This window comes from Pseudomonas sp. UW4 (genome assembly GCF_000316175.1).
Taxonomy (GTDB): domain Bacteria; phylum Pseudomonadota; class Gammaproteobacteria; order Pseudomonadales; family Pseudomonadaceae; genus Aquipseudomonas; species Aquipseudomonas laurylsulfatiphila.
In genome coordinates, this window is sequence record NC_019670.1 from 4,940,140 (window position 1) to 4,965,130 (window position 24,991).

A 24,991-nucleotide genomic window follows, 5' to 3' on the forward strand; every position below is an offset into this window, starting at 1 on the left:
TCAGCCCTCCAGAAACGTAAAGTCATCGGTCAATATCAGACGCAAACGCTCGCGAATGGCGGCAATCTGCTCCGAAGTGTAGGGTTTTGCCGGATGCCTGCCCCAAACTGGCGCTGGCCAGGCGGCATCTTCGTGCTTGCGCACAATCACGTGCATGTGCAACTGGCTGACGACATTGCCCAGCGCCGCAACATTCAATTTGTCCGCATCGAACGAGTCCTTGAGCACTTGCGCAAGCGCCGTCGTCTCCTGCCAAAGCTGCAGCTGGTCTGCGACATCCAATTGAAATATCTCGCTGATAGCCTCACGACGAGGTACCAGGATGAACCAGGGATAGTTCGAGTCGTTGGACAGCAGTAACCGGCAGAGCGGAAAGTCCCCGATCGGTAACGTGTCTTGTTGAAGTCGTGGATCTAAAGCGAACACTGCGCGTACTCCCGCCGGGTCATCATTTTCAGCTTAGCGCCCATCCAGAGGAGCAGCGCACCAAGCGACCGGACGGCAGCATACCTGCGAACGGCGCATGCTTCACGGCGAACCTTGCACAGACGCCACGAGCACCAGCGAAAAGCTGACAGCCCGCCCCCGAATGAGACACTTTTTGACGTCGCGCACCACCACAGAACCGGTCAGCCGAAAAAAAACGCCGAAATGACTGATAAACAACGAAGAGTTCGCGCCAGACACTCGATCAACAGGAATGAATTCAGTACAAGGTTAAAATTTTTTGCACCAAGATCGCACAGTGGGTCTACGCTGAATGCTTCGACATCCGCCATTTACTCACTGGCGGGGTGAACCGGTAACATTTTTGGTTGTCAGGCAGTCGACCAGAAGGGTGCAACATGATGCGAGGCAACGCGTCAAGCCCGCAACAAAGGCGCTTGAACCCCCCGGTTTTATGAGGCTTTTACAGCGCCAGAGCGTCAATTTAAAAAAACCGTACCAAAAACTTGATTTTGTGCACGCTTGTTGCATGAATACCCAACATCACCTGAGTGACACCCGCTGGAAGCGGGGGGCATTCAGGCAAAAAAGACAGTGGCAAGGTAGCCCGATGGAGATTCAAACGTTTCACCAGGACTCTTTTTACCGACACCCAGGCTCAGAAAACAGCATTAAAGCTGTCAACCCGGTTGCGTCGGAGCTCGAAATTTGCGACATCTACCTCGCTGTTTGCGACATGGTCGTAAAGAAGGCGAAAGGTTAGATACGCAAGTATCGCCAACATTGTCGGCGTGATATAAGTTTGCGCCGACACAAAAAGAAAGAGCCGCCCAGATAATAAAACAGGTGGGACGGCAGTACTCTTCTAAAACCAAAGGAGCAAATCACGATGCGCGTGATGAAGTGGAGCATGATCGCACTGGCAGTTGCAGCAGCAGCCAGTACCCAATTGGCTACGGCCGCACCTTTCGTAAGTGACCAGGCTGAAGCCAAAGGTTTTGTTGAAGACAGCTCCTTGAACTTGCTGGTTCGCAACTACTACTTCAACCGTGACCGCAAAGATGGCGCCACCGACCAGAAAGACTGGACCCAAGGTATCTGGGGCAACTTCAGCTCCGGTTACACCCAAGGCCTGATCGGTGTCGGCGTTGATGCGTACGGTTACCTGGCAATCAAGCTGGACGGTGGCGACGGCACCGGTGGCACCGGCAACATGAGCCGTGACGCTGATGGCGAAGTTAACGACAGCCAGGGCAAAGCCGGCGGCGCCGTTAAATTCCGCGTATCGAAAACCGAGCTGAAAGTCGGCGATATGCAGCCAAGCACTTCCCCAGTGTTCGCTGTGGGCGGCTCCCGCATCCTGCCGCAAACTGCCAGCGGTATCCAACTGCAGAGCAGCGAAATCAAAGACCTTGACCTCGAAGCCGGTCACTTCTACTCGGCAAGCAGCCAGGACAGAAACGCCCGTGACGGCGACCTGTGGGCAACCTACGCCGGCGTTAGCGCCAACAAGATCGACTACTTCGGCGGCAAGTACGGCATCACCGACAACCTGTCGGCTTCGCTGTACGGCGCCAAGCTGGAAGACATCTGGAACCAGTACTACGCCAACCTGAACTACACCATCCCGCTGGGCGGCGACGAATCGCTGAACCTGGACGGTAACATCTACAACACCAAAGACACTGGTGATGCCAAAGCCGGCGATATCAGCAACACCACGTACTCCCTGGCTGCTGCTTTCTCGTTCATGAAAGCACACACCATTACCCTGGGCTTCCAGAAGGTCAACGGTGACACTCCGTTCGACTACATCGGTGTGGGCAAGAACAACCGCGGCGGCGACTCGATCTTCCTCGCCAACTCCATCCAGTACTCTGACTTCAACGCTCCGAACGAGAAGTCTGCCCAGGTTCGTTACGACCTGAAAATGGCTGAGTACGGCGTTCCAGGTCTGAGCTTCATGACCCGTTACGTTAAAGGTTGGGACATCGACGGTACCAACACTCCAGCCAACAGCGCTTACGCTGGCCTGTACGGTGCGGATGGCAAGCACAACGAGACCAACTTCGAAGCCAAGTACGTTGTTCAGACTGGCCCGGCAAAAGACCTCTCCTTCCGTATTCGTCAAGCATGGCACTTCGCTAACGCTGACGAAGGTGAAGGCGACGTGAAAGAGTTCCGTTTCATCGTCGACTACCCGCTGTCGGTTTTGTAATCGCATCCAGTTAGTTTGCGGTAACAAACAAAAGGCCCATCTTTGGATGGGCCTTTTTTGTTACCTGTGAATATTGTTCAATTATTGAACAATCAACCTAGATGTCTGACCGAAAAGTCAGGCATGTATGACAAGGTCTATCACTGCACTGCGGACTCCTGAACCACACGAATAACCCGCTGTGGAAATGGAATATCGATGCCGGCCTCTCTCAAACGATCACGGGACAGTTCGTTGAACATGAACATCACATCCCAATAATCCGCTGTCTTCACCCAGACACGCAGGGAAACAGTGATAGAACTGTCACCCAATGTCGAAATGACTGCCTGAGGTTCCGGGTCAGTCAATACACGCGGATCCGTGGCCAACTCCAGCAACACTTCCCGAGCTTTCTGCAAGTCCGCTTCATAATCGACGCCCACATCAAACACGACTTTGCGGGTCGGCTGGCGATTGGTGTTGGTGATAATGCCGTTGGACAGATTACCGTTGGGTACGATGATGGTCTTGTTGTCACCGGTGCGAAGTACGGTATGGAAAATCTGGATGCTGTCGACGGTGCCGGCAACCCCCTGAGCCTCGATCCAGTCGCCGATACGAAACGGACGGAACAGCAAGATCAACACGCCGCCGGCGAAGTTCGCCAGACTGCCCTGCAAAGCCAGGCCAATGGCCAGGCCCGCCGCACCAATCGCTGCCACAAACGAAGTGGTTTCCACACCGATCATCGAGGCTACGCTGACGACCAGCAGGATCTTGAGGATGATGTTCGCCAGGCTGCTGATAAAGCCCTGCAGCGCCAGGTCGGCATTGCGCAATGCAATCAGACCGCCGAGCTTTTTCGTGACTTTGTTGATCAGCCACCAGCCGATGGCCAGGGTGATGACCGCCAGCAGTACGCGACTGCCGTATTCCATGATCATCGGGATCCAGGTTTGGGATACCTTGACCAGGTTGTCTACCTCAGCGCTTAAATCCATCTACTTTCTCCTGTTTTCCGGCTATGCGGCATGCGTAAAAAAAGCGGCAGAAAGATCGAACTGCGACGGGTTCAATCGTTTCTGCCGTTGCCTGGGTCTGCGACGTCACAAACGCCAAGAGGTTCCCGCTCAAGGTCAGTCGCGGAAGTTGTTGAACTGCAGCGGCATTCCGAACTCCTTGGCCCGCAGCACAGCAATGGCTTCTTGCAGGTCATCACGCTTCTTGCCGGTAATACGAACCTGCTCGCCCTGAATGGCTGCCTGGACCTTGAGCTTGGCATCTTTGACGTGAGCAACGATTTTCTTCGCCAGCTCCTTGTCGATGCCTTCCTTGAGGACGGCTTCCTGCTTCATCAGCTTGCCCGACGCGAAGGCATCCTTGACTTCGAGGCACTGCACGTCGATTTTGCGCTTGACCAGAGCCAGCTTGAGGATCTCAATCATCGCTTCGAGCTGGAAATCCGCTTCTGCGGTCAGGTTGACGGTCAGGTCTTTTTCCTTGAACTCGAAGCTGCCTTTGCCTTTCAGGTCATAACGACGATCGAGCTCCTTGACGGCGTTCTCGACCGCGTTGGTGACTTCGTGTTTGTCCAGTTCGGATACCACGTCGAACGACGGCATGTAATCTCTCCAAATTTAAAGGCGCACCGATGGAGCGCGCCTGGCTTGCGGTTAAAATCCGCGCTGATTATAACGGGTCTTTCCCATCATTCACTGTGAGCTGCCGATGCACGCCTTAAACAGAGCAAAAAGCTGATGTCCACCACCTGGCATGTACTCGGCGCCGGCAGCCTCGGCACTTTATGGGCAACACGTCTGGCACGGACTGGCGTGCCGGTCAGGCTGATCCTGCGGGACACCGCGAGACTGCAGGCCTATGAGGCTGCAGGTGGATTGACACTGGTGGAACACGGCCAGGCGCAACACTACGCCGTGCCCGCCGAAACAGCGGACAGCAGCGAGCCGATCAACCGCCTGCTGGTGGCGTGCAAGGCCTACGATACCGAAAGCGCGGTGGCCCGACTGGCGTCACGCCTGGCCCCCGGCGCCGAACTGATCCTGCTGCAAAATGGCCTGGGCAGCCAGGACGCGGTGGCCGCACAGGTTCCCCAGGCACGCTGCATCTATGCCTCGAGCACCGAAGGCGCCTTCCGCGATGGCGATTGGCGTGTGGTGTTTGCAGGACATGGCTTCACCTGGCTGGGAGATGCGAGCCATCCGGTCGCGCCGATCTGGCTCGATGACTTGAGCGCTGCCGGCATCCCTCACGAGTGGAGCACCGATATTCTGACCAGGCTGTGGCGCAAGCTGGCTCTCAACTGTGCGATCAACCCGCTGACGGTGCTGCACGATTGCCGCAACGGCGGTTTGCAGCAACATCAGTGCGAAGTGGCCACCCTGTGCGGTGAACTGGTGGAGTTGCTTGAGCGTTGCGGTCAGCCGGCAGCCGCCGAAAACCTGCAGCAAGAAGTCGAACGGGTGATTCACGCCACCGCGGCCAACTACTCGTCGATGCATCAGGACGTCACGAGCCAGCGCCGCACGGAAATCAGCTACCTGCTGGGCTACGCCTGCAAAGTGGCCGGGCGTCATCAACTGAACCTGCCTCACCTCAATCAACTTCAGGCAAGGTTGATCGCGCGCCTGCAAAGCCTTGGATTGCCCAGCGACTGAGCAGCGGCTACGCTGGCCACTTGTTCCTTGTCTGCGATGAATCCGATGCCATTGCGCCAGCGCCTTGAAAACCTGCCCGTCGGCCAGAAACTGCTGGCCGCCCTGCTGGTACTGATGGTCACCGTCCTGCTGGTTGCCAACCTGACCTTTATCAGCGCCGCGTACTACATCTCCCAGGAAAGCATGGCGCCTCAGGCCCTGCAGACCATCGGCCGGCTGGTATCCAACCCCAGCCTGGCCTCCGAAGCCCTGGCGTCACCGCAAAGCGCCGAGCGCCTGTTGAATGAACTCAACAGCTATTCACCGTTGCGCGCGGCAGCCCTGTATGACGCAAAGGGTGAGCGGTTGGCGCAATTGCAGCATGGCGACAATCTGGAGCTGCCCAAACATTTCCGGCATATCGAAGACTGGCAGGTCACCGAGTTTCGCACCAATCAAGTCATCACTTTGGCCCGCCCCGGCGCTGCACCGGGACATTTGCTGCTGGTCGCCAGCAGTGAACTGCCAGTGGCGTTCTACACCGGGACCCTGACGGCCAGCCTGGGCATTCTGATCTTCAGCGTGCTGCTGTGGCTGATCATTGCCCGCCAGATCAAGCGCCTGATCACCCGGCCGATCCACCAGCTTGAAGAGTTGTCGCGACAGGTCACCCGTGAAGAAAACTACGCACTGCGTGCTTCGCGAGGAAACCACGATGAAATCGGCAGCCTCGCCGAGGCGTTCAACACCATGCTCTCGCGGATCGAGGCCAGGGAGCAGCAACTCAAGCGGGCTCGGGACGACTCCCAGGCCGCTTACGACCAGGCCCAGGGCCTGGCGGAAGAAACTCGTCATACCAACCGCAAACTGGAGCTCGAAGTCCAGGTGCGCAGCAAGATCGAGAAAAAGCTCACGGGCTTTCAGAACTACCTCAACAGCATCATCGACTCCATGCCGTCGGCGCTGATCGCCCTCGACGAACAGCTCTACGTGACTCAATGGAACCAGGAAGCCAGCGCCCTGTCCGGCACACGCCTCGATGAAGCCCTGAACCAGCCCATCTTCCTCGCCTTCGAACCGCTCAAGCCGTTCTTGCCGCAACTCAAGGAAACGGTCGAGCAGCATACGGTGGCCAAAATCGAACGTGTCACCTGGCTCAAGGACGACGAGCCCCGCCACTACGCCCTGACTTTCTATCCGCTGATGGGCGGTGCCGGGCGTGGCGTGGTGATCCGGATCGACGACATCACCCAGCGCCTGTCCCTGGAAGAAATGATGGTGCAGTCGGAGAAAATGCTGTCGGTAGGCGGTCTTGCCGCCGGCATGGCTCACGAGATCAACAATCCGCTGGGTGCGATCCTGCACAACGTGCAAAACATTCGCCGACGCCTGTCCCCCGACCTGCCGAAAAACCTGGAAGTGGCCGAACAGGCCGGCATCGAACTGGCGACGGTCAATCAGTATCTGAAAATCCGCGAAGTGCCACAGTTGCTCGACGGTATCCAGCAGGCCGGTGCCCGGGCCGCCAAAATCGTCACCCACATGCTCAGTTTCAGCCGTCGCAGCACCCGCCAGATGGCCCCGTGCGACCTGCCCGCCCTGATCGATCAGGCGGTGGAAATCGCCGGCAACGATTTCGACCTGGCGATCGGCTTCGACTTCAAGGGGCAGGCCATCATTCGTCAGTTCGACCCGGCGCTGGGCCCGGTCCCCGGCACCGCCAACGAACTGGAGCAAGTACTGCTCAACCTGTTGAAAAACGCTGCGCAAGCCATTCACCAGCGCGAGGACGACAGCGAACCGGGGCGGATCATTCTGCGCACCCGGCTGAACCCGCCATGGGCGGAAATCCAGGTCGAGGACAACGGCATCGGCATGAGTGAAAGCGTGCGCAAACGCACCTTCGAACCTTTCTTCACCACCAAGGAAATCGGTCAGGGCACCGGACTTGGGCTGTCGGTGTCGTACTTCATCATCACCAATAACCACAAAGGGCAGATGGAAGTGCAATCGACCCTGGGCCAAGGCACTTGCTTCACCTTGCGCCTGCCCCTGGCGAGCACGCCACCTGTCGCGCAAGAACTCAATCTGCTATCGAGGTAACCATGGGCTTTCGTCTGTCGAAGATTTACACCCGCACTGGCGACAAAGGCGAGACCGGGCTGGGCGATGGCCGTCGCGTCCCCAAGGATCACCCGCGGATCGAGGCCATTGGCGAAGTCGATACGCTCAACAGTCAGGTGGGCGTGTTGCTGGCCGGGTTGGCGGCACAAACGGATACTTTTGCAGGCTTGCAGGAAGTGATCGAGGTTTTGGCGCCCTGCCAGCATCGATTGTTTGATCTGGGAGGCGAGCTGGCAATGCCGGTGTATCAGGCGTTGAATGCAACGGAAATCGAGCGCCTGGAAGCGGCGATCGATGTGTGGAATGAAGAGTTGGGACCACTGGAAAACTTCATCTTGCCCGGCGGTTCGGCGCTGATTGCCCAGGCCCATGTCTGCCGTAGCCTGGCGCGCAGTGCCGAGCGGCGGTGCCAGCAATTGAATGCAATTGAACCGTTGGCCGGGGTTGGCCTGGCGTATATCAATCGGTTGTCGGATTTGTTGTTTGTGGTGGCGCGGCTGATTGCCAAGCGTCAGGGAGTGGCGGAAATTCTTTGGCAGCCTGCGGCGAAACCTGAGGTTTAGTCGGCGCCTGTCAGGGCCCCTTCGCGAGCAGGCTCGCTCCCACAGGTGACCGCATTGCTGCTGAAAAAATGCGATCAAATGTGGGAGCGAGCTTGCTCGCGATGGCGTCAGAAGCTACAGCACAGAATCAGGCCTCAGGCCTCAGGCCAGAATGCCCGAATCCCCGCCACACCCTGCGCACCCGCCGCCCAGGCTTTCTCGACCTCGGCCGGGCCAACACCACCCAGCAGGAACACCGGCTTGCTGAAGCCCTCGATCAAGCTCGACGCCTGCTCCCAACCCAACGGCTCTGCGCCTGGGTGAGTCAGGGTGGGTTGCACCGGCGACAGGGTCACGAAATCCACCCCCATCTGTTCGGCCAGCGCCAGCTCTTCAGCGTTATGGCACGACGCCGCCAGCCAGCGCGATGCCGGTAGCGGTCGGCCAGCCGCTGCGTATTTGCGCAACTGCGCCGAGGTAATGTGCCAACCCGCGGACGGGAAGTCGCCCAACCATTCGAACGGCCCCTTGAGCATCAATTGTGCCTTGCCGGCACACAGGCCCACCGCATCGACGGCCAGGTCGCGATACTTGGGATCGTAACCGTTCGGTGCGCGCAACTGGATCAACTTGATGCCACCGGCAATGGCTTTCTGGATGCCACGCAGCAACGCCGGGGTTTCCAGATCTTCCGGGGTAATCAGGTACTGCGATGACAATCGGGCCGCCGCGACGATCGGCTGATTGGCCGCCGGGAACTCGTAACCCGGCAGATCGCGGGGCGACACCCAGGCCAGCGGTTGACCTTCGGCGCCGTGGGGCTCGCCGCTAAACGCCGAGACCTCCCAGACATCCAGCAACACCTGCTTGTCCGGGTAATCGTGCCGGACCTTGATCAGCGGGCGCGCCGCGTCGACCACGATGCCCAGCTCTTCATGGAGCTCACGGGCCAGTGCGGTTTCGACCGACTCGTCGGCCTCGACCTTGCCCCCGGGAAACTCCCACAGGCCACCCTGGTGCTGCGAATCGGCACGGCGGGCGATCAGGATCTGGCCACTGCCATCGCGGATGACGGCGGCGGCGACATGGACTCGCTTCACTTTTCCAACTCCTCCAGTCCGGCCTTCTGCCAGGCCTTGAACGCCGGCCATTGGTAGAGGGTTTCAACATAGGCTTCGTCAGCCGCGGACAGTTTCACCCGATAGGTACGCAGACGCACAGCGATGGGTGCAAAGAACGCGTCGGCCAACGTGATGCGGCCAAACAGGTACGGACCGCTCTCGGTCGCCGCGGCACGACACTCGGCCCACAACGCCGACATGCGCTCGATGTCCGCCTGGACATCGGCCGGGACTGGCGACAGCGCTGCGTCATGGCTCAGGTCGAACGGCATGTTGCCGCGCATGGCGAAAAAGCCGCTGTGCATCTGCGCGCACGCCGAACGCGCCTGGGCACGGGCGGCGGTGTCTTTGGGCCACAGGTTCGCATCGGGGAACCGTTCTGCCAGGTATTCGGCAATCGCCAGGGAGTCGGCGATGGTGCCGTGTTCGGTCTTCAGCAGCGGGACCTTGGCGGTCGGCGAATGCTTGAGCAGGCGCTCGCGGGTGTCCGGCTGGTTCAGCTTGATCAGTTCTTCGGTGTAGGAGGCGCCAGCCAGATCGAGGGCCAGAGCGCCGCGCAGGGACCAGGAGGAATGCAGTTTGTCGCCGATGATCAGGTGCAGGCTCATGTTCGGGACCTTTTGATGGGGGTATGGCCAGACTGTTTAGTGTCTGATCGCCCGCCATCGCGAGCAGGCTCGCTCCCACAGTGGTTCGCGGTGTACACACATCCAATGTGGGAGCGAGCCTGCTCGCGATAGAGGCGACTCGGTCTTAAGTACGGTACTCGGCGTTGATCTTCACGTACTCGTGGGACAGGTCGGTGGTCCAGATGGTTTCGCTGCAATCGCCACGACCCAGCTCGATACGAATGGTGATTTCTTCCTGCTGCATCACCGCTGCGCCCTGGGCTTCGGTGTAGGTCGCGGCACGCGCGCCACGGCTGGCAATGCACACGTCGCCGAGGAATACGTCGATCTTGCTCACGTCCAGGTTCGGCACACCGGCACGGCCAACAGCGGCCAGGATACGGCCCCAGTTCGGGTCGGAAGCAAACAATGCGGTCTTGATCAGCGGCGAGTGAGCCACGGTGTAACCAACGTCCAGGCATTCCTGGTGATTGCCGCCGCCGTTGACTTCAACGGTCACGAATTTGGTCGCGCCTTCGCCGTCGCGAACGATGGCCTGGGCCACGTCCATGCACACTTCAAACACCGCTTGCTTCAATTTGGCGAACAACTCGCCCTCGGCGCGGGTGATTTCCGGCAGCGCAGCCTGACCGGTGGCGATCAGCATGCAGCAGTCGTTGGTCGACGTATCGCCATCGATGGTGATGCGGTTGAACGACTTGTTGGCGCCATCTAGCATCAGGTTTTGCAACACATCGCGGGAGACTTTAGCGTCGGTCGCGATGTAGCCGAGCATGGTCGCCATGTTCGGGCGAATCATGCCGGCGCCTTTGCTGATGCCGGTCACGGTGACGGTCACGCCGTCGTGCTGGAACTGACGGCTGGCACCTTTGGGCAGGGTGTCGGTGGTCATGATGCCGGTGGCGGCAGCTTCCCAGTTGTGGATCGACAGGTCGTCAAGGGCCGCTTGCAGCGCGCCTTCGATTTTCTCCACAGGCAACGGTTCGCCGATCACACCAGTGGAGTACGGCAGCACCTGGCTGGCATCGACGCCAGTCAGCTCGGCCAGTTTGGCGCAAGTGCGCTCGGCGGCGGCCAGGCCTGGCTCGCCGGTACCGGCGTTGGCATTGCCGGTGTTGGTCAGCAGGTAACGCACAGGGCCTTGTACGCGTTGCTTGGCCAGGATCACCGGGGCAGCGCAAAAGGCGTTCAGGGTGAACACGCCGGCTACCGTGGAGCCTTCAACACAGCGCATGACCACAACATCCTTACGCCCCGGGCGCTTGATGCCAGCCGAGGCGATACCGAGTTCAAAACCGGCAACCGGGTGCAACGTTGGCAAAGGACCAAGACCAACAGCCATGAATGCGCTCCTTTATAAATGATGTCAGCACCGTTTCAGGAAGACGGTGGTTCGAATGGTAAAACGCCGCGACGGCAGAAGCCGGTCGCGGCGCGGGTATTTCAGCGATTGAAACGGGTTTTACTGGATCTGCCCGTGGCAATGCTTGAACTTCTTGCCCGAACCGCAGTAGCACAGCTCATTGCGACCCAGCTTGTGCTCGCTGCGAACCGGGGCAGCGGCGAGAGCCACATCGACCTCTTCGCCCAGCACTTCCGGTTGCTCCAGACCTGGTGCTTCTTCATGCAGGAACTGCATGCGAGCGGCCAATGCCTCGGCTTCCTGGCGCAGGCGCTGCTCTTCCTCGATAGGGTCTTCGCGGCGAACCTGAACGTGGGACAGCACACGGATCGAGTCGCGCTTGATCGAGTCCAGCAACTCGGAGAACAGGGTAAACGACTCGCGCTTGTATTCCTGTTTCGGGTTCTTCTGGGCATAACCACGCAAGTGGATACCGTGACGCAGGTGGTCCATGGTCGACAGGTGGTCTTTCCACAGGTCGTCCAGAACGCGCAGAACGATTTGCTTCTCGAAGGTGCGCAGCGCTTCGGCGCCCGCCTGGTCTTCTTTCTCGTTGTACGCCGCGACGAGCTCGTTCATGAGCTTCTCGCGCAGGGTTTCTTCGTACAGGTGATCGTCTTCGTCGAGCCATTGCTGGATCGGCAGCGTCACACCGAAGTCGCTCTGCAACGCAGCTTCCAGACCGGCCACGTCCCACTGTTCAGGCAGCGATTGCGGAGGAATGTGTGCGCTGACGGTAGCGTCGAGCACGTCCTGGCGGAAGTCAGTGATGGTCTCGCCGATGTTGTCGGCGGCCAGCAACGTGTTACGCATGTGATAGATCACTTTACGCTGTTCGTTGTTAACGTCGTCGAACTCGAGCAGTTGCTTGCGGATGTCGAAGTTGCGGCCTTCAACCTTGCGCTGGGCCTTTTCAATGGCGTTGGTCACCATGCGGTGCTCGATCGCCTCGCCAGGCTGCATGCCCAGGGCCTTCATGAAGTTCTTCACCCGGTCAGAGGCGAAGATGCGCATCAGGCTGTCTTCCAGCGACAGGTAGAAACGGCTGGAACCGGCGTCGCCCTGACGACCGGCACGACCACGCAGCTGGTTGTCGATACGGCGCGATTCGTGACGCTCGGATGCAATCACCTGCAAACCACCCGATTCGAGCACTTGCTGGTGACGCTTCTGCCAGTCGGCCTTGATCTGGGCAATCTGCTCAGGGGTCGGGTTTTCCAGGGAAGCCACTTCCACTTCCCAGTTACCGCCCAACAGGATGTCGGTACCACGACCGGCCATGTTGGTGGCGATGGTCAGTGCACCCGGACGACCGGCCTGGGCAATGATCTCGGCTTCCTTTTCGTGGAACTTGGCGTTCAGAACCTTGTGTTCGATGCCTTCCTTCACGAGCAGGCTGGACATGTGCTCAGAGGTTTCGATGGTGGCGGTACCCACCAGCACCGGACGACCAGCGGCCATGCTTTCCTTGATGTCGGCCACGATTGCCGCGTATTTCTCGTCGGCGGTCAGGAACACCAGGTCGTTGTAGTCTTTACGCGCCAGCGGCTTGTTCGGCGGAATCACCATGACCTGCAGGCCATAGATCTGGTGGAACTCGAACGCTTCGGTGTCGGCCGTACCGGTCATGCCGGACAGTTTGTTGTACAGACGGAAGTAGTTCTGGAAAGTGGTCGATGCCAGCGTCTGGCTTTCGGCCTGGATGTTCAGGTTTTCCTTGGCTTCGATGGCCTGGTGCAGGCCTTCGGACAAGCGGCGACCCGGCATGGTACGGCCGGTGTGTTCGTCGACCAGTACGACCTGACCGTCCTGCACGATGTATTCGACGTTGCGATGGAACAGCTTGTGCGCACGCAGGCCGGCGTAGACGTGAGTCAGCAGGCTCAGGTTGTGCGCCGAGTACAGGCTTTCGCCTTCAGCCAGCAGGCCGATGCGGGTCAGCGTTTCTTCGACGTACTGGTGACCGGCTTCGTTGAGTTCGACCTGACGGGTCTTCTCGTCGACGGTGTAGTGACCGGCCTGGGTCACTTCGCCTTCGACTTCTTCAACGTGCAGCTTGAGCTGCGGGATCAGCTTGTTGACCTCGATATACAGCTTGGAGCTGTCCTCGGCCTGACCGGAGATGATCAGCGGCGTACGGGCTTCGTCGATGAGGATGGAGTCGACTTCGTCGATCACGGCAAAATTGAGTTCGCGCTGGAATTTTTCTTCCATGCTGAACGCCATGTTGTCGCGCAGGTAGTCGAACCCGAATTCGTTGTTGGTGCCGTAGGTGATGTCGGCGGCGTAGGCAGCACGCTTCTCTTCCGGCGGCTGGAACGGCGTGACAACGCCGACCGTCATGCCGAGGAATTCATACAGCGGGCGCATCCAGTTGGCGTCACGGCGGGCCAGGTAGTCGTTCACCGTCACAACGTGCACGCCTTTGCCGGACAGCGCGTTGAGGTAAACACCCAGTGTTGCCACCAGGGTCTTGCCTTCACCGGTACGCATTTCCGCGATCATGCCTTCATGCAAGGTCATGCCGCCGATCAGCTGGACATCGAAGTGGCGCATGCCCATGACACGCTTGCCGGCTTCGCGGGCGACCGCAAAGGCTTCTGGCAGGAGCTTGTCGAGGGATTCCCCTTTGGCGATACGGGCCTTGAACTCGCTGGTCTTGGCACGCAATTGATCGTCCGAAAGGGCCACCATTTGCTCTTCGAAGGCATTGACGAGTTGCACCGTCTTGAGCATGCGTTTGACTTCACGCTCGTTCTTGCTTCCAAAAAGTTTCTTTAACAAAGGCGCAAACATATCGGCAGGATCTTCCACACTAAAGGGATGGAGGGCGGCCCCGTGAGTCGCCCGTGCAGCCCTCATGGCCGCATGCGAACGAGCATTCTACCCGGAAACGGTGGTGAGGAAAGTGGCGATATTCCACGATGCTGGCACAGCGCTTTGACGGGGCTCACTTAAAATAGGGGCGTTTTGCTCAATTTCAAGCCGTTCAAGGCAGAAGTTAGTTGTTGATTTAATGGGTAAAGCGCCCACAAAAGCAATGGGCGGGCGCATCCGGTGCTTTCTGCTACCATGGCGGCTCTGTTACTTCAGGTGTCTGATCATGGCATTTCGCCCACTTACGGCCAAAGTACCCGCCGTTCTACTACGCGAAGCCAAGCCGCTGAAAGCCATTCTCGGCCACGCTCAACGCCTGGGTCATTTGCAACGTTTGCTCGAAAGCCAATTGCAACCCGCCGCTCGCGAGCATTGCCACGTGGCGTCCTGGCGCGAAGGCAGTTTGTTGCTGATTGTCACCGACGGTCATTGGGCAACCCGCCTGCGCTACCAGCAGAAGCGCCTGCAACGGCAACTGCAACTGTTCGACGAGTTTGCCAACCTGACGCGAATCCTGTTCAAGGTGCAGCCACCTACCGTCCAGCGGGGCGCGGCCGGGCACACCATGGATCTGTCGGACGATGCTGCGGCCACCATTCAGGCCACGGCCGACGGGATCAGCGACCCGAATCTGCGGGCAGCGCTGGAGCGGTTGGCCGCGCACGCCAAAAGCAAAACCTCATAGGCATCCCCTGTGGGAGCGAGCCTGCTCGCGAAGGCGGCATAACATTCAACAATGATGTTGCCTTACACACCGATTCGCGAGCAGGCTCGCTCCCACATTGACTGTGTTCGCTCAAGCTAGCGGCGTTTGCTGCCACCCAGCAATGAGCCCATCAAGCCGCGCACCAACTGTCGGCCAAGCTGGTTCGCCGCCTGTTGCATCGCCGATTTCAGCGCCTTCCCTGCTGCCGTACCGAGGAATTCCCCGGCCTGTTCAGTGAAACTCGGCTCCTGCTTGCCCTGCTCCGCTTCGGGCTCGGGCGCCAGGCCCTTGCGCCCCATCAGCACTTCATAGGCCGATTCGCGGTCAATCGGCTTGTCATAACGCCCCTGCAACGACGAACCGGCAATCAGCGCCGTACGCTCGGCACCGGTCAAAGGCCCGATCCGCGATTGCGGCGGCGCTACCAGCACCCGCTGCACCATTTCCGGGGTGCCTTTTTCCTGCAGCGTGCCGACCAGTGCTTCACCGATCCCGAGTTCGGTCAACACCGACAACGTATCGAACGCCGGATTCGGCCGGAAACCTTCGGCCACTGCACGCAGGGACTTTTGCTCCTTGGCGGTAAACGCACGCAGTCCGTGCTGGATGCGCAAGCCCAACTGAGCCAGCACATCATCGGGCAGGTCACCCGGCGACTGGGTGACGAAATACACACCCACGCCTTTTGAACGAATCAGCCTCACGACTTGTTCCAGACGATCACGCAATGCCTGGGGCGTCCCGTTGAACAACAAGTGGGCCTCGTCGAAGAACAGCGCCAGTAATGGTTTGTCGGCATCGCCACGCTCCGGCAGTTGCTCGAACAGCTCGGCCAGCAGCCACAGCAGGAACGTCGCGTAGACTTTCGGCGCTTCGTGCACCAGACGGCTGGCATCCAGCAAATGAATGCGCCCGCGGCCATCGGCAGTGGGTTGGAGGATGTCTTCGAGTTGCAGCGCCGGCTCGCCGAACAAGGCATCGGCGCCCTGTTGCTCCAGGGTCGCCAGACGTCGCAGCAGCGCCTGGCTGGAGCCGGTGGTCATCAATGCCGCATCGTCGCCCAGCAACTCGGGGTTGTCCCGCAGGTGATTGAGCAACGCTTTCAGATCCTTGAGATCGAGCAACAACAGGCCTTCGCGGTCCGCCACCTTGAACGCCGCGTACAGCGCCGACTGCTGACTGTCGGTCAGTTCCAGCAGGCTGCCCAACAGCAGCGGCCCCATTTCACTCAAGGTTGTGCGTAAAGGATGACCGGACTGGCCCTGTACGTCCCACAACGTCACCGGATAAGCCTGAGGCTTGTGGTTGAGCCACGGCATCCCGGCAATCCGCTCGGCGACCTTGCCCTGGGGGTTGCCCGCGGCGCCAAGGCCGCACAGGTCACCCTTGATGTCGGCGGCGAACACCGCCACGCCGGCATCGCTGAAAGCTTCGGCCATTCGTTGCAACGTCACGGTTTTTCCGGTGCCGGTCGCGCCCGCGATCAAACCGTGGCGATTGGCCAGGCGCATGGCCTGGGCAATCGGCTGCCCTTTGAGGTCGGCGCCGATAACGAGTTGCAGTGAGTCAGGCATTTGGTCACCCATGATTAATCTTTGGTCCTACACGGCCGATAGAGATAACGACAAAGCAGTCAGACACGATCTGGTAGGAAATTTCCCTAAGGAGAGTCGGAAAATTCAATTGCTTTTAACCTTGCCCGTCGTGCGTCCCTTTATAAAAGCACGCGCTGGACATTAAGACCTTAGCGGAACCCCAAGCCATGAACAAAAATCTGCGTTTCAGCCATAAAATCCTGCTTGCCGCCGCCCTCATTGTTATTGCCGCCTTCGCCTCATTCACGCTGTACAACGACTATTTGCAGCGCAATGCCATCCGCGAGGACCTCAACAACTATCTCAACGAGATGGGTGACGTCACCGCCAACAACATCCAGACCTGGCTGGCCGGGCGCATTTTGCTGATTGAGAACCTCTCGCAAAACATCGCCATCAACCCCGAACAAGCCAATGTCGCCAGCCTGCTTGAGCAGAAAAGCCTGACGTCGACTTTCATGGCGTCCTACCTGGGCGATGCCACCGGGCACTTCACCATTCGTCCGGACGCAAAGATGCCGGACGGTTTCGATCCGCGTGTTCGCCCCTGGTACAAAGGCGCCGAAAACAGCAGCACGCCGACCCTGACCGAACCCTACATCGATGCGGCAACCGGCCAACTGATCATCTCGATGGCCACGGCTTCGAAAAAAGCCGGACAGAGCGTCGGTGTGGTGGGTGGCGACCTGAGCCTGCAAACCCTGATCGCTACCCTCAGTGCCCGCGACTTTAATGGCATGGGCTACGCGTTTCTGGTCAGTGCCGACGGCAAGATCCTGGTTCACCCGGACAAAGCGCTGGTGATGAAGTCCCTGAGCGAGGCGTATCCGAAAGACACCCCGCGCATCGGCAACGGCTTCAGCGAAGTGGACGTCGACGGCAAGACCCGCATTGTCAGCTTTACTCCGATCAAGGGTTTGCCTTCGGTCAACTGGTACATCGGTCTGTCGGTCGACAAGGAAAAAGCCTACTCGATGCTCAGCGAGTTCCGCACCTCGGCTGTGGTTGCAACCATCATTGCCGTGGCCATCATCATCGCCCTGCTCGGCATGTTGATTCGCATCCTGATCCAGCCGTTGCACGTCATGACCCGCGCCATGGCCGACATCGCCGACGGCGAAGGTGACCTGACCAAACGCCTGACCATCCAGAACAATGACGAATTCGGCACCCTCGGCACCGCGTTCAACCGTTTCGTCGAGCGCATTCACGGCTCGATCCGTGAAGTGTCCTCGGCCACCGGGCAAGTCAACGAAGTGGCGTTGCGCGTGGTCGCGGCCTCCAACTCGTCGATGTTCAACTCCGACCAGCAAGCCTCGCGCACCAGCAGTGTCGCGGCCGCCATTAATCAGCTCGGCGCCGCCGCGCAGGAAATCGCCCGCAACGCCGCTCAGGCTTCGAGCCAGGCCAGCGATGCCCGCAGCCTGGCCGAAGACGGCCAGCAAGTGGTGGACCGCAGCATCGTGGCGATGAATCAACTGTCGAGCATGCTCAGTGCCTCGAGCACCAACATCGAATCGCTGAACAGCAAAACCGTGAACATCGGGCAGATTCTCGAAGTGATCACCAGCATTTCCCAGCAAACCAACTTGCTGGCACTCAATGCCGCGATCGAAGCCGCACGCGCCGGTGAAGCCGGTCGAGGTTTTGCCGTGGTGGCGGACGAAGTGCGCAACCTGGCACACCGCACGCAGGAATCGGCGCAACAGGTACAAACCATGATCGAGGAGCTGCAAGTCGGCGCCCGGGAATCGGTGAGCACCATGAGCGACAGTCAGCGCCACAGCCAGGACAGCGTGGAAATCGCCAACCTCGCGGGCGAACGCCTGAACAGCGTGACCTTGCGTATCGGGGAAATCGACGGCATGAACCAGTCGGTGGCCACCGCGACCGAAGAACAGACCGCCGTGGTGGAGTCGATCAACGTCGACATCACCGAGATCAACACGCTGAACCAGGAAGGCGTGGAAAACCTGCAATCGACCTTGCGCGCGTGCTCGGACCTTGAGCAGCAGGCGGCGCGGTTGAAGCAGCTAGTCGGAAGTTTCAGGATCTGAGGCGCGCTCACCGGCCCCTTCGCGAGCAAGCCCGCTCCCACATTTGATCTTCAGTGGACACAAACTTTGTGTACGACCGAAATCCACTGTGGGAGCGGGCTTGCTCGCGAAGGCGGCCTGCCAAACACTACAAAACCCGCTGACATCCCACCCGCACAACCCCAACCGAACATCTATCCTTCATAAAGGTCAACCAAGGGAATACCGGGACCGGAGGATCGTTCATCGTGCATATCGCTGACATCACCATGTTCTACGCCCCTGCCAGCGGTGGCGTGCGTACTTATCTGGATGCAAAGCACCGTCGCCTGGGCGTCAAGCCGGGCATTCGCCACAGTTTGCTGATCCCCGGATCGTCCTTGACCGAGCAGGATGGCATCTTCACCGTTCCTGCCCCTGCCTTGCCCTTCGGCAAAGGCTATCGCTTCCCGCTGCGTCTCGCGCCCTGGCGCAATGTCCTGCAGGATTTGCAACCTGACCTGATCGAAGTCGGCGACCCCTACCTCACCGCATGGGCAGCGCTGGACGCACGACGGCAACTCGATGTACCGGTCATAGGCTTCTATCACTCGGACCTGCCGCTGCTGGTCAGCAACCGCATGGGCAACTGGGTGACCAATAACGTCGAGGCCTATGTCAGCAAGCTCTACGGCAACTTTGACCGGGTCCTGGCACCCAGTCGGGTCATGGCCGACAAACTCACCGGGCTTGGGGTCAGGAATGTGTTCGTGCAACCCTTGGGCGTCGACCTGCAAACCTTCAATCCCGATGCCAGAGACCCCGGGCTGCGGGCCGAGTTGGGCCTGGACGACAACACCCGGCTGCTGATCTTCGCCGGGCGCGGTTCCAAGGAAAAAAACCTGCCAGTGCTGCTCGAATGCATGAAACGCCTGGGCCGCCGCTATCACCTGCTGCTGGTTGGCTCGTCGATGCCGACAGCCGTGCCGTCCAATGTGACAGTGATCGACAAGTTCTGCCCGGCGCCACAGGTGGCCCGCCTGATGGCCAGCGCCGACGCCTTGCTGCACGCCGGCGATCAGGAGACCTTCGGTCTGGTGATACTCGAAGCCATGGCCAGCGGTATTCCGGTGGTGGCCGTGGCGGCCGGGGCTTTCGAGGAAATCGTCACCGAGGACTGCGGCCGGCTTTGCGCGCCGAACGATCCAGCCGCGATGGCCACCGCTGTTCGAGAACTGTTCGGCTCGGGCAGCGTAGCGCTGGGCCGCCAAGCGCGGTTACATGTCGAACGACATTACGCCTGGGACACGGTGGTCACCAGTTTGCTGTGCCACTACCACGCCGTGCTCGGCAGCCAATGGCCGCTGACAGCCAATGGTTGAGTCCATGAACAGGCCCGCTTTACTGCTGGTACTGCACGACGTGGCCCCCCCCACCTGGGCCGATTACCAACCGTTCGTCAAAGCCGTCGACGCCTTGGGGGACGTGCCGATCACCTGGCTGGTGGTTCCCGATTACCACAAACACAACAACCTGGACGCCCATCTGCCGTTTTGCCGCCAGCTCAGTGCCAGGGTCGCCCGGGGCGACGAACTGGTACTGCATGGCTATTTCCATAGCGACGAGGGGCCGATGACCCTCAATCCCCGCGACTGGTTCATGCGTCGGGTCTACACCCACGAAGGCGAGTTTTATCGTTTGTCACAAGAAGCCGCCCTCGCCCGCCTGCGCTCGGGCATCGAGATGTTCCACCGGCATGACTGGCCGCTGGAAGGGTTCGTCGCCCCGGCCTGGCTGATGAGCCAGGGCACTCGCCAGGCATTGCGCCAATTGCCGCTGAGTTACACCAGCGACTCGCAGCATTTATACCGGCTACCGGATTTCACCGCGATCGAGGCGCCGGGGCTGGTCTGGAGTGCGCGCAGTGCCTGGCGGCGGGGTGTATCGAAGCTCGTCAGCGACCGCCGTGAACAATGCTGGCAGCACGCCCCGGTGATTCGCCTGGGCTTGCACCCGGTGGACATGCGCCACGAGTTCTCGCACCGATACTGGCTGCAAACCCTTGAGCGCCTGCTCGATAATGGACGCGTTCCGATGACAAAGTCCCAGTGGCTGGCGCTGCAAAACAACCGAATGGGCTGTGCCGCATGAGTCGCGCCCTGCTATTGCTCGTCGGCCTGCTCGCGGCGGTGCTGATTCCATTACTGTTGGGCGGCAGCGAAATCGGTTCCCGGCTGAGCGGTTTTCCGCTGCCGTGGCTGTTGATCATGTTCGGCATGATCCTGCTGTGCTGGGGCGTGAACACCCTGCGTTTGCGCCTTTTGCTGGGGGATCAATGCCACAAGGTCAGCCGGCTCAGGAGCCTTGGCGTGGTGATGGCCGCCGAATTTGCCTACTGCGCCACACCCGGTGGCAGCGGCGGGCCGCTGACGATCATGGCGTTGCTGGCGCGTCACGGCGTGCGTCCGGCCAGGGGCAGTGCCGTGTTTGCCATGGACCAACTGAGCGACTTGCTGTTTTTCCTCTGCGCCCTGAGCGGGATTCTCGTTTACGCCCTGTTCCAGCACCTCAGCCAGCGCATGGAATGGATGCTGATGGTCAGCGCTGTTTCGCTGTTCGGCGGCTTGATCACCTGCGCCATGGTCGCCCGCTATCACCGCTCGTTGATTCGCCTGAGCGGTCGATGGCTCGCCCGAGTCAATGTCAAGGCAACCACGCGAATGCGCTGGGCACGCAAGCTCCTGCAGTTTCTGGCGGCGTTTACCGACACGCTGAAATTGCCCGCGCAGACCTTGGTCAAGGTTTTCGTCCTGACCTGTGTGCATTGGCTCCTGCGCTACAGCGTGCTCTATCTGGCGTTGCGCGGGCTCGGCGCGGATTTGCAGTGGGCCTGGAGTTTTCTGATCCAGATGCTGGCCCTCAGCGCCGGGCAATTCAGCCTTCTGCCGGGCGGAGCCGGGGCGGCGGAGCTGACGTCGGCGGCGCTTTTGGCACCCATGGTAGGGAAATCCACGGCAGCCGCGGCGATTCTGATTTGGCGGGCGGTGACGTATTACTTCTACTTGCTGGTCGGTGGGCCGGTGTTTTTGCTGATGCTGGGGCGGCCGCTGCTGAAGAAATTGATGAAAATCAGGCAGGCCTGAAAAGATCGCAGCCTGCGATTTTTTTAATCCTTCCCGGTTTCATCGTCAGACTCCTGCTGCAGCTGCTCCCACAACTCAGCCGCCCCCGGAAACTCCGTACCGTCTTCAGGCCCCATATCATCGGGGTCGTAGCGGCTCAGGCAACCCTCGCCGAGCGTGGCGGGAGCCTTGGATGTGGCTTTGTCCAGTGGATCGGCCATGTTCATGTCCTCGGTGCAGAAACGGCGAAGGGCCTGGAGCGATTGAACGCCCAGGCCCTTCGAATTTCAACCGCGTCGTGCGTCTGTCAGAAGACGACGGTTTTGTTGCCGTGCACCAGCACCCGGTCTTCCAGGTGATAACGCAGGCCACGGGCCAGCACCATCTTCTCGACATCGCGGCCGAACCGCACCATGTCTTCGATGCTGTCGCTGTGGCTGACACGCACCACGTCCTGCTCGATGATCGGGCCGGCATCCAGCTCTTCGGTCACATAGTGGCAAGTCGCGCCGATCAGCTTCACACCACGCAGGGAGGCCTGGTGATAAGGCTTGGCACCGACGAACGACGGCAGGAAGCTGTGGTGAATGTTGATCACCTTGTGCGCGTATTCGCTGCACAACTCGGGCGGCAGGATTTGCATGTAACGGGCCAGCACCACCACTTCGGCGTCGTGCTGTTTGACCAGGCGCGATACCTCGGCGAAAGCCGGCTGCTTGTCCTGCGGATTGACCGGGACGTGGTAGTACGGAATGCCGTGCCACTCCACCATGCTGCGCAAGTCATCATGGTTGGAAATCACGCAAGAGATTTCGCAGTCCAGTTCATCGCTGTGCCAGCGATGCAGCAAGTCGGCCAGACAGTGCGACTCGCGGCTGGCCATCAGCACGACACGCTTCTTTTGTTCGGTATCGGTGATGCGCCAGTCCATCGAGAACTCTTCGGCGATCGGGGCAAAGGCTTCGCGCAACGCTTCGATACCAAATGGCAGGGAGTCGGCACGGATTTCGTGACGCATGAAGAACCAGCCACTGAGATTGTCCGAGTGATGGCTCGCTTCAGTGATCCAACCGTTGTGTGATGCCAGAAAGTTACTGACTTTGGCAACGATGCCAACACGGTCCGGGCAAGAAATCACCAGACGAAAAGTGCGCATGAGGGGGAAACTCCAGAACTTCGCAAAGGCCGCCATTCTAGCGATTGCGCAGCAAAACTGCAGTATTGTTGACGTTTCGCCCTGCCGGAAGGTCGGTGCGGCTGGACCGACAACAACCGTGCCGGTTCGTCCGGATGCTCTAGCGGTGCCGGGCAATTGTTAAATTATGTATATCTGACGGACCGGGATCACACTAATAACGGCATTACCAATGTACGCCCGAGACACAGCAACTAAATTAAATAAAGTTGTCTTAAATGTTTACTTGATGAAACACCGTGACTATTATTGCCGCACTGTCACCTGCCATCCAGCGTACAACATAAGGTAGTTCCCATGTCCTTGATCAACGAATATCGCGCCACCGAAGAAGCTATCAAAGAGCTGCAAGCCCGTTTGAAGAACCTGTCCCAAGACGACAAACTGCAAACCGAGCTGGAATTCGAAGGCAAACTGCGCACCTTGATGGGTGAATACTCCAAGTCCCTGCGTGACATCATCGCGCTGCTGGATCCAGAGTCGAAAACCAAGGCACCACGCGGTGGTGCAGTGAAAACTACCGGCACCAAGCGTGCTCGCAAAGTTAAACAATACAAAAACCCGCACAACGGCGAAGTCATCGAAACCAAAGGTGGCAACCACAAGACTCTGAAAGAGTGGAAAGCCAAGTGGGGCGGCGACGTGGTAGAAGGCTGGGCTACCCTGCTGGGCTAAGCCTCAGAGCCTGTCGCAGATGGATCCGTGACAAAAAAAGAACGCCAGCAAATGCTGGCGTTTTTTATGCGCGGCCTTTAAGCAGCGGCAGGTTCGATTTCAAAGATGCAAACGCTGACGCAATCCCAGGACATAATCCTGCCACTCACCGAGCACCCCCTGCTGAAACGCAGTAGCACTAACGCTCAATTGGGCCGCAGCCTCTACAAAACTTTCGAGGGTATTTGGCGCCCCCCATCCGGGGTCTGACAAACGTTTCTGACAGAATATTCGCCAGCGCTCTTGCTCCTCGGCATTCAACGTATCGGGAAAGTTGCGTGCGCGATATCGAAATAATAATTCAGGCAAGCGTTCGTCATCGAAAGGCCACTGCTCTTGTGCCAACTGCATCGGGTCAACGGTTCTGACTTGTTCGCACAAACGCCGGTCCCGATCACCGATGAATCCATCGTATAACTGTTGCTCCGGGTCCTGGCTCTGGGAAAAATCTTCGCGGGCATAAATCGCCAGGACTTTATCCAGCCAAACTTTCCGCGTGTCATTTAGCTGCAGCACTCGCTGTTGATACAGCGCCATGTCCAGACCCAGGCGCTGCTGATCATCCTGGCGAAGTACCGACAACGGGGCCACCACCGGGCACTTGTTGATGTGTATCAGCTTCAACGGCACTGGCAACTCCCCCTCAGCCAGTTCGTCGTGGCGGGTATACAAGCGCTGACGCAAACTTTCGGCATCCAGGTCGAGCAGGCCCTGGGGGTCCAGGTGCAGGTCACAGACAATCAGGGCGTTCTTGTTGCGTGGGTGCCAGGCCAGCGGCAACACCACCCCCACATAGCTGCGCGCCGCCGAAAAGCGTCCGGAAACATGCACCAGCGGTTGCAGCAGGCGTATCTGGTCCATGACTTTTTGCTTGCTGCGCAGTTGAAACAGCCAGGCGTAGAGCTTTGGCTGTTTTTCCCGAATGAGGCGCGCCAGTGCAATTGTCGCGCGAACGTCCGACAGCGCCTCGTGGGCATTGCCATGATCGATGCCGTTGGCCGCAGTCAGGCGCTCGAGCTTGAGCGTGACCCGCCCTTCGTCGTCCGTCGGCCATTGCAGGCCATCGGGGCGCAAGGCATAAGCGGCGCGCACCACATCGATCAGGTCCCAGCGGCTATTGCCGCCCTGCCATTCCCTCGCATAAGGGTCGAAAAAGTTTCGGTACAGGCTGTAGCGGGTCATCTCGTCATCGAAACGCAGCGTGTTGTACCCCGCACCACAGGTGCCAGGTGCCGCGAGCTGGGCATGCACCCGGGTCATGAAATCGGCTTCACTCAAACCCTGTGCCTGCAGTTGCCCGGGCGTGATTCCCGTGATCGCACAAGCGGCCGGGTGCGGCAGGATGTCGTCGCTGGGCTGGCAGTAAAGATTGACCGGCTCGTCGATTTCATTGAGATCGAAGTCGGTGCGCAGGCCGGCCATTTGCAACGGACGGTCGCAACGGGGATTGATGCCAGTGGTTTCGTAGTCGTACCAGAAGATGGAGGTCACGGGCGATTCCTGAACTGAAGATCGGCAAAGTCTAGGCGTTCACCTCACGCCCCGGCCAGTAGTCTGTCATTCAAGCATCTTGCACGGCTCGCCATGCAATACACAGTTATGTCGTTTCCCTGCGCCCCCGCCCCTCGAATAGGCTGCTAGCATCGAA

21 protein-coding genes are annotated in these 24,991 nt (G+C 59.4%); 10 read left to right on the forward strand and 11 right to left on the reverse strand.

The features are described from left to right. Positions 1-426, reverse strand: a complete 426-nt coding sequence (locus PPUTUW4_RS21850; RefSeq protein ID WP_015096604.1) for an HIT domain-containing protein — start codon at positions 424-426, stop codon at positions 1-3. 910 nt (positions 427-1,336) lie between these two features. Between PPUTUW4_RS21850 and PPUTUW4_RS21860 the strand changes: the two genes are divergently transcribed. Next, the gene (locus PPUTUW4_RS21860) at positions 1,337-2,665 is read left to right on the forward strand and encodes an OprD family porin (RefSeq protein ID WP_015096606.1); all 1,329 of its coding nucleotides are present in this window, start codon (positions 1,337-1,339) and stop codon (positions 2,663-2,665) included. A 140-nt stretch (positions 2,666-2,805) separates the two neighbouring features. Here PPUTUW4_RS21860 and PPUTUW4_RS21865 read toward each other — a convergent pair whose 3' ends face one another. Both PPUTUW4_RS21865 and PPUTUW4_RS21870 read right to left on the reverse strand, forming a co-directional pair. Next, positions 2,806-3,648, reverse strand: a complete 843-nt coding sequence (locus PPUTUW4_RS21865) for a mechanosensitive ion channel family protein (protein ID WP_015096607.1) — start codon at positions 3,646-3,648, stop codon at positions 2,806-2,808. A 135-nt stretch (positions 3,649-3,783) separates the two neighbouring features. Continuing rightward, a complete protein-coding gene (locus PPUTUW4_RS21870) occupies positions 3,784-4,269 on the reverse strand; it encodes a YajQ family cyclic di-GMP-binding protein (RefSeq protein ID WP_007977344.1) in 486 nt (161 codons plus the stop codon). 135 nt (positions 4,270-4,404) lie between these two features. On the opposite strand from PPUTUW4_RS21870, the gene PPUTUW4_RS21875 reads away from it, so the two are divergent. Genes PPUTUW4_RS21875 through PPUTUW4_RS21885 form a run of 3 tightly spaced genes read left to right on the forward strand, consistent with a single transcriptional unit; the run spans position 4,405 to position 7,988 of the window. Further along, positions 4,405-5,322, forward strand: coding sequence for a putative 2-dehydropantoate 2-reductase (locus PPUTUW4_RS21875; RefSeq protein ID WP_015096608.1), 918 nt, complete (start codon positions 4,405-4,407; stop codon positions 5,320-5,322). A 45-nt stretch (positions 5,323-5,367) separates the two neighbouring features. Beyond that, entirely contained in the window at positions 5,368-7,404 is a 2,037-nt protein-coding gene (locus PPUTUW4_RS21880; protein ID WP_015096609.1) for a HAMP domain-containing sensor histidine kinase, read from the forward strand. Positions 7,405-7,406: 2 nt separating this feature from the next. Further along, positions 7,407-7,988 (forward strand): cob(I)yrinic acid a,c-diamide adenosyltransferase, encoded by a 582-nt coding sequence (locus PPUTUW4_RS21885; protein WP_015096610.1) that lies wholly within the window; start codon positions 7,407-7,409, stop codon positions 7,986-7,988. A gap of 134 nt (positions 7,989-8,122) precedes the next feature. Here PPUTUW4_RS21885 and PPUTUW4_RS21890 read toward each other — a convergent pair whose 3' ends face one another. The 4 genes from PPUTUW4_RS21890 to secA all read right to left on the reverse strand — a co-directional run bounded on the left by PPUTUW4_RS21890 (position 8,123) and on the right by secA (position 13,915). Next, entirely contained in the window at positions 8,123-9,067 is a 945-nt protein-coding gene (locus PPUTUW4_RS21890) for a Nudix family hydrolase (protein WP_015096611.1), read from the reverse strand. After that, a complete protein-coding gene (locus PPUTUW4_RS21895; protein ID WP_015096612.1) occupies positions 9,064-9,696 on the reverse strand; it encodes a glutathione S-transferase family protein in 633 nt (210 codons plus the stop codon). The genes PPUTUW4_RS21890 and PPUTUW4_RS21895 overlap by 4 nt, the downstream gene beginning before the upstream one ends. Before the next feature lie 145 nt (positions 9,697-9,841). After that, positions 9,842-11,059, reverse strand: coding sequence for a bifunctional glutamate N-acetyltransferase/amino-acid acetyltransferase ArgJ (argJ, locus tag PPUTUW4_RS21900; protein WP_008015779.1), 1,218 nt, complete (start codon positions 11,057-11,059; stop codon positions 9,842-9,844). A 120-nt stretch (positions 11,060-11,179) separates the two neighbouring features. Beyond that, on the reverse strand, positions 11,180-13,915 hold the full coding sequence (secA, locus tag PPUTUW4_RS21905; RefSeq protein WP_015096613.1) for a preprotein translocase subunit SecA: 2,736 nt from the start codon (positions 13,913-13,915) through the stop codon (positions 11,180-11,182). Between the two features lie 307 nt (positions 13,916-14,222). On the opposite strand from secA, the gene PPUTUW4_RS21910 reads away from it, so the two are divergent. Continuing rightward, positions 14,223-14,681, forward strand: coding sequence for a DciA family protein (locus tag PPUTUW4_RS21910; protein WP_015096614.1), 459 nt, complete (start codon positions 14,223-14,225; stop codon positions 14,679-14,681). Positions 14,682-14,797: 116 nt separating this feature from the next. Here PPUTUW4_RS21910 and PPUTUW4_RS21915 read toward each other — a convergent pair whose 3' ends face one another. After that, positions 14,798-16,276, reverse strand: a complete 1,479-nt coding sequence (locus tag PPUTUW4_RS21915) for a helicase HerA-like domain-containing protein (protein ID WP_015096615.1) — start codon at positions 16,274-16,276, stop codon at positions 14,798-14,800. A gap of 188 nt (positions 16,277-16,464) precedes the next feature. Between PPUTUW4_RS21915 and PPUTUW4_RS21920 the strand changes: the two genes are divergently transcribed. The 4 genes from PPUTUW4_RS21920 to PPUTUW4_RS21935 all read left to right on the forward strand — a co-directional run bounded on the left by PPUTUW4_RS21920 (position 16,465) and on the right by PPUTUW4_RS21935 (position 21,455). Further along, complete coding sequence (locus PPUTUW4_RS21920) at positions 16,465-18,354, forward strand: methyl-accepting chemotaxis protein (RefSeq protein ID WP_015096616.1); 1,890 nt, start codon at positions 16,465-16,467, stop codon at positions 18,352-18,354. Between the two features lie 227 nt (positions 18,355-18,581). Then, a complete protein-coding gene (locus PPUTUW4_RS21925; protein ID WP_015096617.1) occupies positions 18,582-19,694 on the forward strand; it encodes a glycosyltransferase family 1 protein in 1,113 nt (370 codons plus the stop codon). Then, on the forward strand, positions 19,687-20,463 hold the full coding sequence (locus PPUTUW4_RS21930; RefSeq protein WP_015096618.1) for a polysaccharide deacetylase family protein: 777 nt from the start codon (positions 19,687-19,689) through the stop codon (positions 20,461-20,463). The genes PPUTUW4_RS21925 and PPUTUW4_RS21930 overlap by 8 nt, the downstream gene beginning before the upstream one ends. Next, entirely contained in the window at positions 20,460-21,455 is a 996-nt protein-coding gene (locus PPUTUW4_RS21935) for a lysylphosphatidylglycerol synthase transmembrane domain-containing protein (protein WP_015096619.1), read from the forward strand. Before PPUTUW4_RS21930 ends, PPUTUW4_RS21935 begins: the two co-directional genes overlap by 4 nt. Before the next feature lie 23 nt (positions 21,456-21,478). Here the strand turns inward: PPUTUW4_RS21935 and PPUTUW4_RS30075 are convergent, their stop codons facing one another. Both PPUTUW4_RS30075 and purU read right to left on the reverse strand, forming a co-directional pair. Then, a complete protein-coding gene (locus PPUTUW4_RS30075) occupies positions 21,479-21,655 on the reverse strand; it encodes a hypothetical protein (protein ID WP_015096620.1) in 177 nt (58 codons plus the stop codon). 86 nt (positions 21,656-21,741) lie between these two features. Further along, a complete protein-coding gene (gene purU, locus PPUTUW4_RS21940; protein ID WP_007977367.1) occupies positions 21,742-22,590 on the reverse strand; it encodes a formyltetrahydrofolate deformylase in 849 nt (282 codons plus the stop codon). A 336-nt stretch (positions 22,591-22,926) separates the two neighbouring features. Here purU and mvaT point away from each other — a divergent pair, with 336 nt between their 5' ends. Further along, entirely contained in the window at positions 22,927-23,304 is a 378-nt protein-coding gene (gene mvaT, locus PPUTUW4_RS21945; protein ID WP_007933316.1) for a histone-like nucleoid-structuring protein MvaT, read from the forward strand. A 99-nt stretch (positions 23,305-23,403) separates the two neighbouring features. On the opposite strand, the gene sbcB is transcribed toward mvaT, so the two are convergent. Then, complete coding sequence (sbcB, locus tag PPUTUW4_RS21950; RefSeq protein WP_015096621.1) at positions 23,404-24,834, reverse strand: exodeoxyribonuclease I; 1,431 nt, start codon at positions 24,832-24,834, stop codon at positions 23,404-23,406. Between the last annotated feature and the right edge of the window lie 157 nt (positions 24,835-24,991).

What these genes read in the sequence shown, in the direction of transcription:
- PPUTUW4_RS21860 (WP_015096606.1), top strand. Translation starts at nt 1,337, where the DNA reads ATGCGCGTGATGAAGTGGAGCATGATCGCACTGGCAGTTGCAGCAGCA.
- PPUTUW4_RS21865 (WP_015096607.1), bottom strand. Translation starts at nt 3,648, where the DNA reads ATGGATTTAAGCGCTGAGGTAGACAACCTGGTCAAGGTATCCCAAACC.
- PPUTUW4_RS21870 (WP_007977344.1), bottom strand. Translation starts at nt 4,269, where the DNA reads ATGCCGTCGTTCGACGTGGTATCCGAACTGGACAAACACGAAGTCACC.
- PPUTUW4_RS21875 (WP_015096608.1), top strand. Translation starts at nt 4,405, where the DNA reads ATGTCCACCACCTGGCATGTACTCGGCGCCGGCAGCCTCGGCACTTTA.
- PPUTUW4_RS21880 (WP_015096609.1), top strand. Translation starts at nt 5,368, where the DNA reads ATGCCATTGCGCCAGCGCCTTGAAAACCTGCCCGTCGGCCAGAAACTG.
- PPUTUW4_RS21885 (WP_015096610.1), top strand. Translation starts at nt 7,407, where the DNA reads ATGGGCTTTCGTCTGTCGAAGATTTACACCCGCACTGGCGACAAAGGC.
- PPUTUW4_RS21895 (WP_015096612.1), bottom strand. Translation starts at nt 9,696, where the DNA reads ATGAGCCTGCACCTGATCATCGGCGACAAACTGCATTCCTCCTGGTCC.
- argJ (WP_008015779.1), bottom strand. Translation starts at nt 11,059, where the DNA reads ATGGCTGTTGGTCTTGGTCCTTTGCCAACGTTGCACCCGGTTGCCGGT.
- secA (WP_015096613.1), bottom strand. Translation starts at nt 13,915, where the DNA reads ATGTTTGCGCCTTTGTTAAAGAAACTTTTTGGAAGCAAGAACGAGCGT.
- PPUTUW4_RS21910 (WP_015096614.1), top strand. Translation starts at nt 14,223, where the DNA reads ATGGCATTTCGCCCACTTACGGCCAAAGTACCCGCCGTTCTACTACGC.
- PPUTUW4_RS21915 (WP_015096615.1), bottom strand. Translation starts at nt 16,276, where the DNA reads ATGCCTGACTCACTGCAACTCGTTATCGGCGCCGACCTCAAAGGGCAG.
- PPUTUW4_RS21920 (WP_015096616.1), top strand. Translation starts at nt 16,465, where the DNA reads ATGAACAAAAATCTGCGTTTCAGCCATAAAATCCTGCTTGCCGCCGCC.
- PPUTUW4_RS21930 (WP_015096618.1), top strand. Translation starts at nt 19,687, where the DNA reads ATGGTTGAGTCCATGAACAGGCCCGCTTTACTGCTGGTACTGCACGAC.
- PPUTUW4_RS21935 (WP_015096619.1), top strand. Translation starts at nt 20,460, where the DNA reads ATGAGTCGCGCCCTGCTATTGCTCGTCGGCCTGCTCGCGGCGGTGCTG.
- PPUTUW4_RS30075 (WP_015096620.1), bottom strand. Translation starts at nt 21,655, where the DNA reads ATGGCCGATCCACTGGACAAAGCCACATCCAAGGCTCCCGCCACGCTC.
- purU (WP_007977367.1), bottom strand. Translation starts at nt 22,590, where the DNA reads ATGCGCACTTTTCGTCTGGTGATTTCTTGCCCGGACCGTGTTGGCATC.
- mvaT (WP_007933316.1), top strand. Translation starts at nt 22,927, where the DNA reads ATGTCCTTGATCAACGAATATCGCGCCACCGAAGAAGCTATCAAAGAG.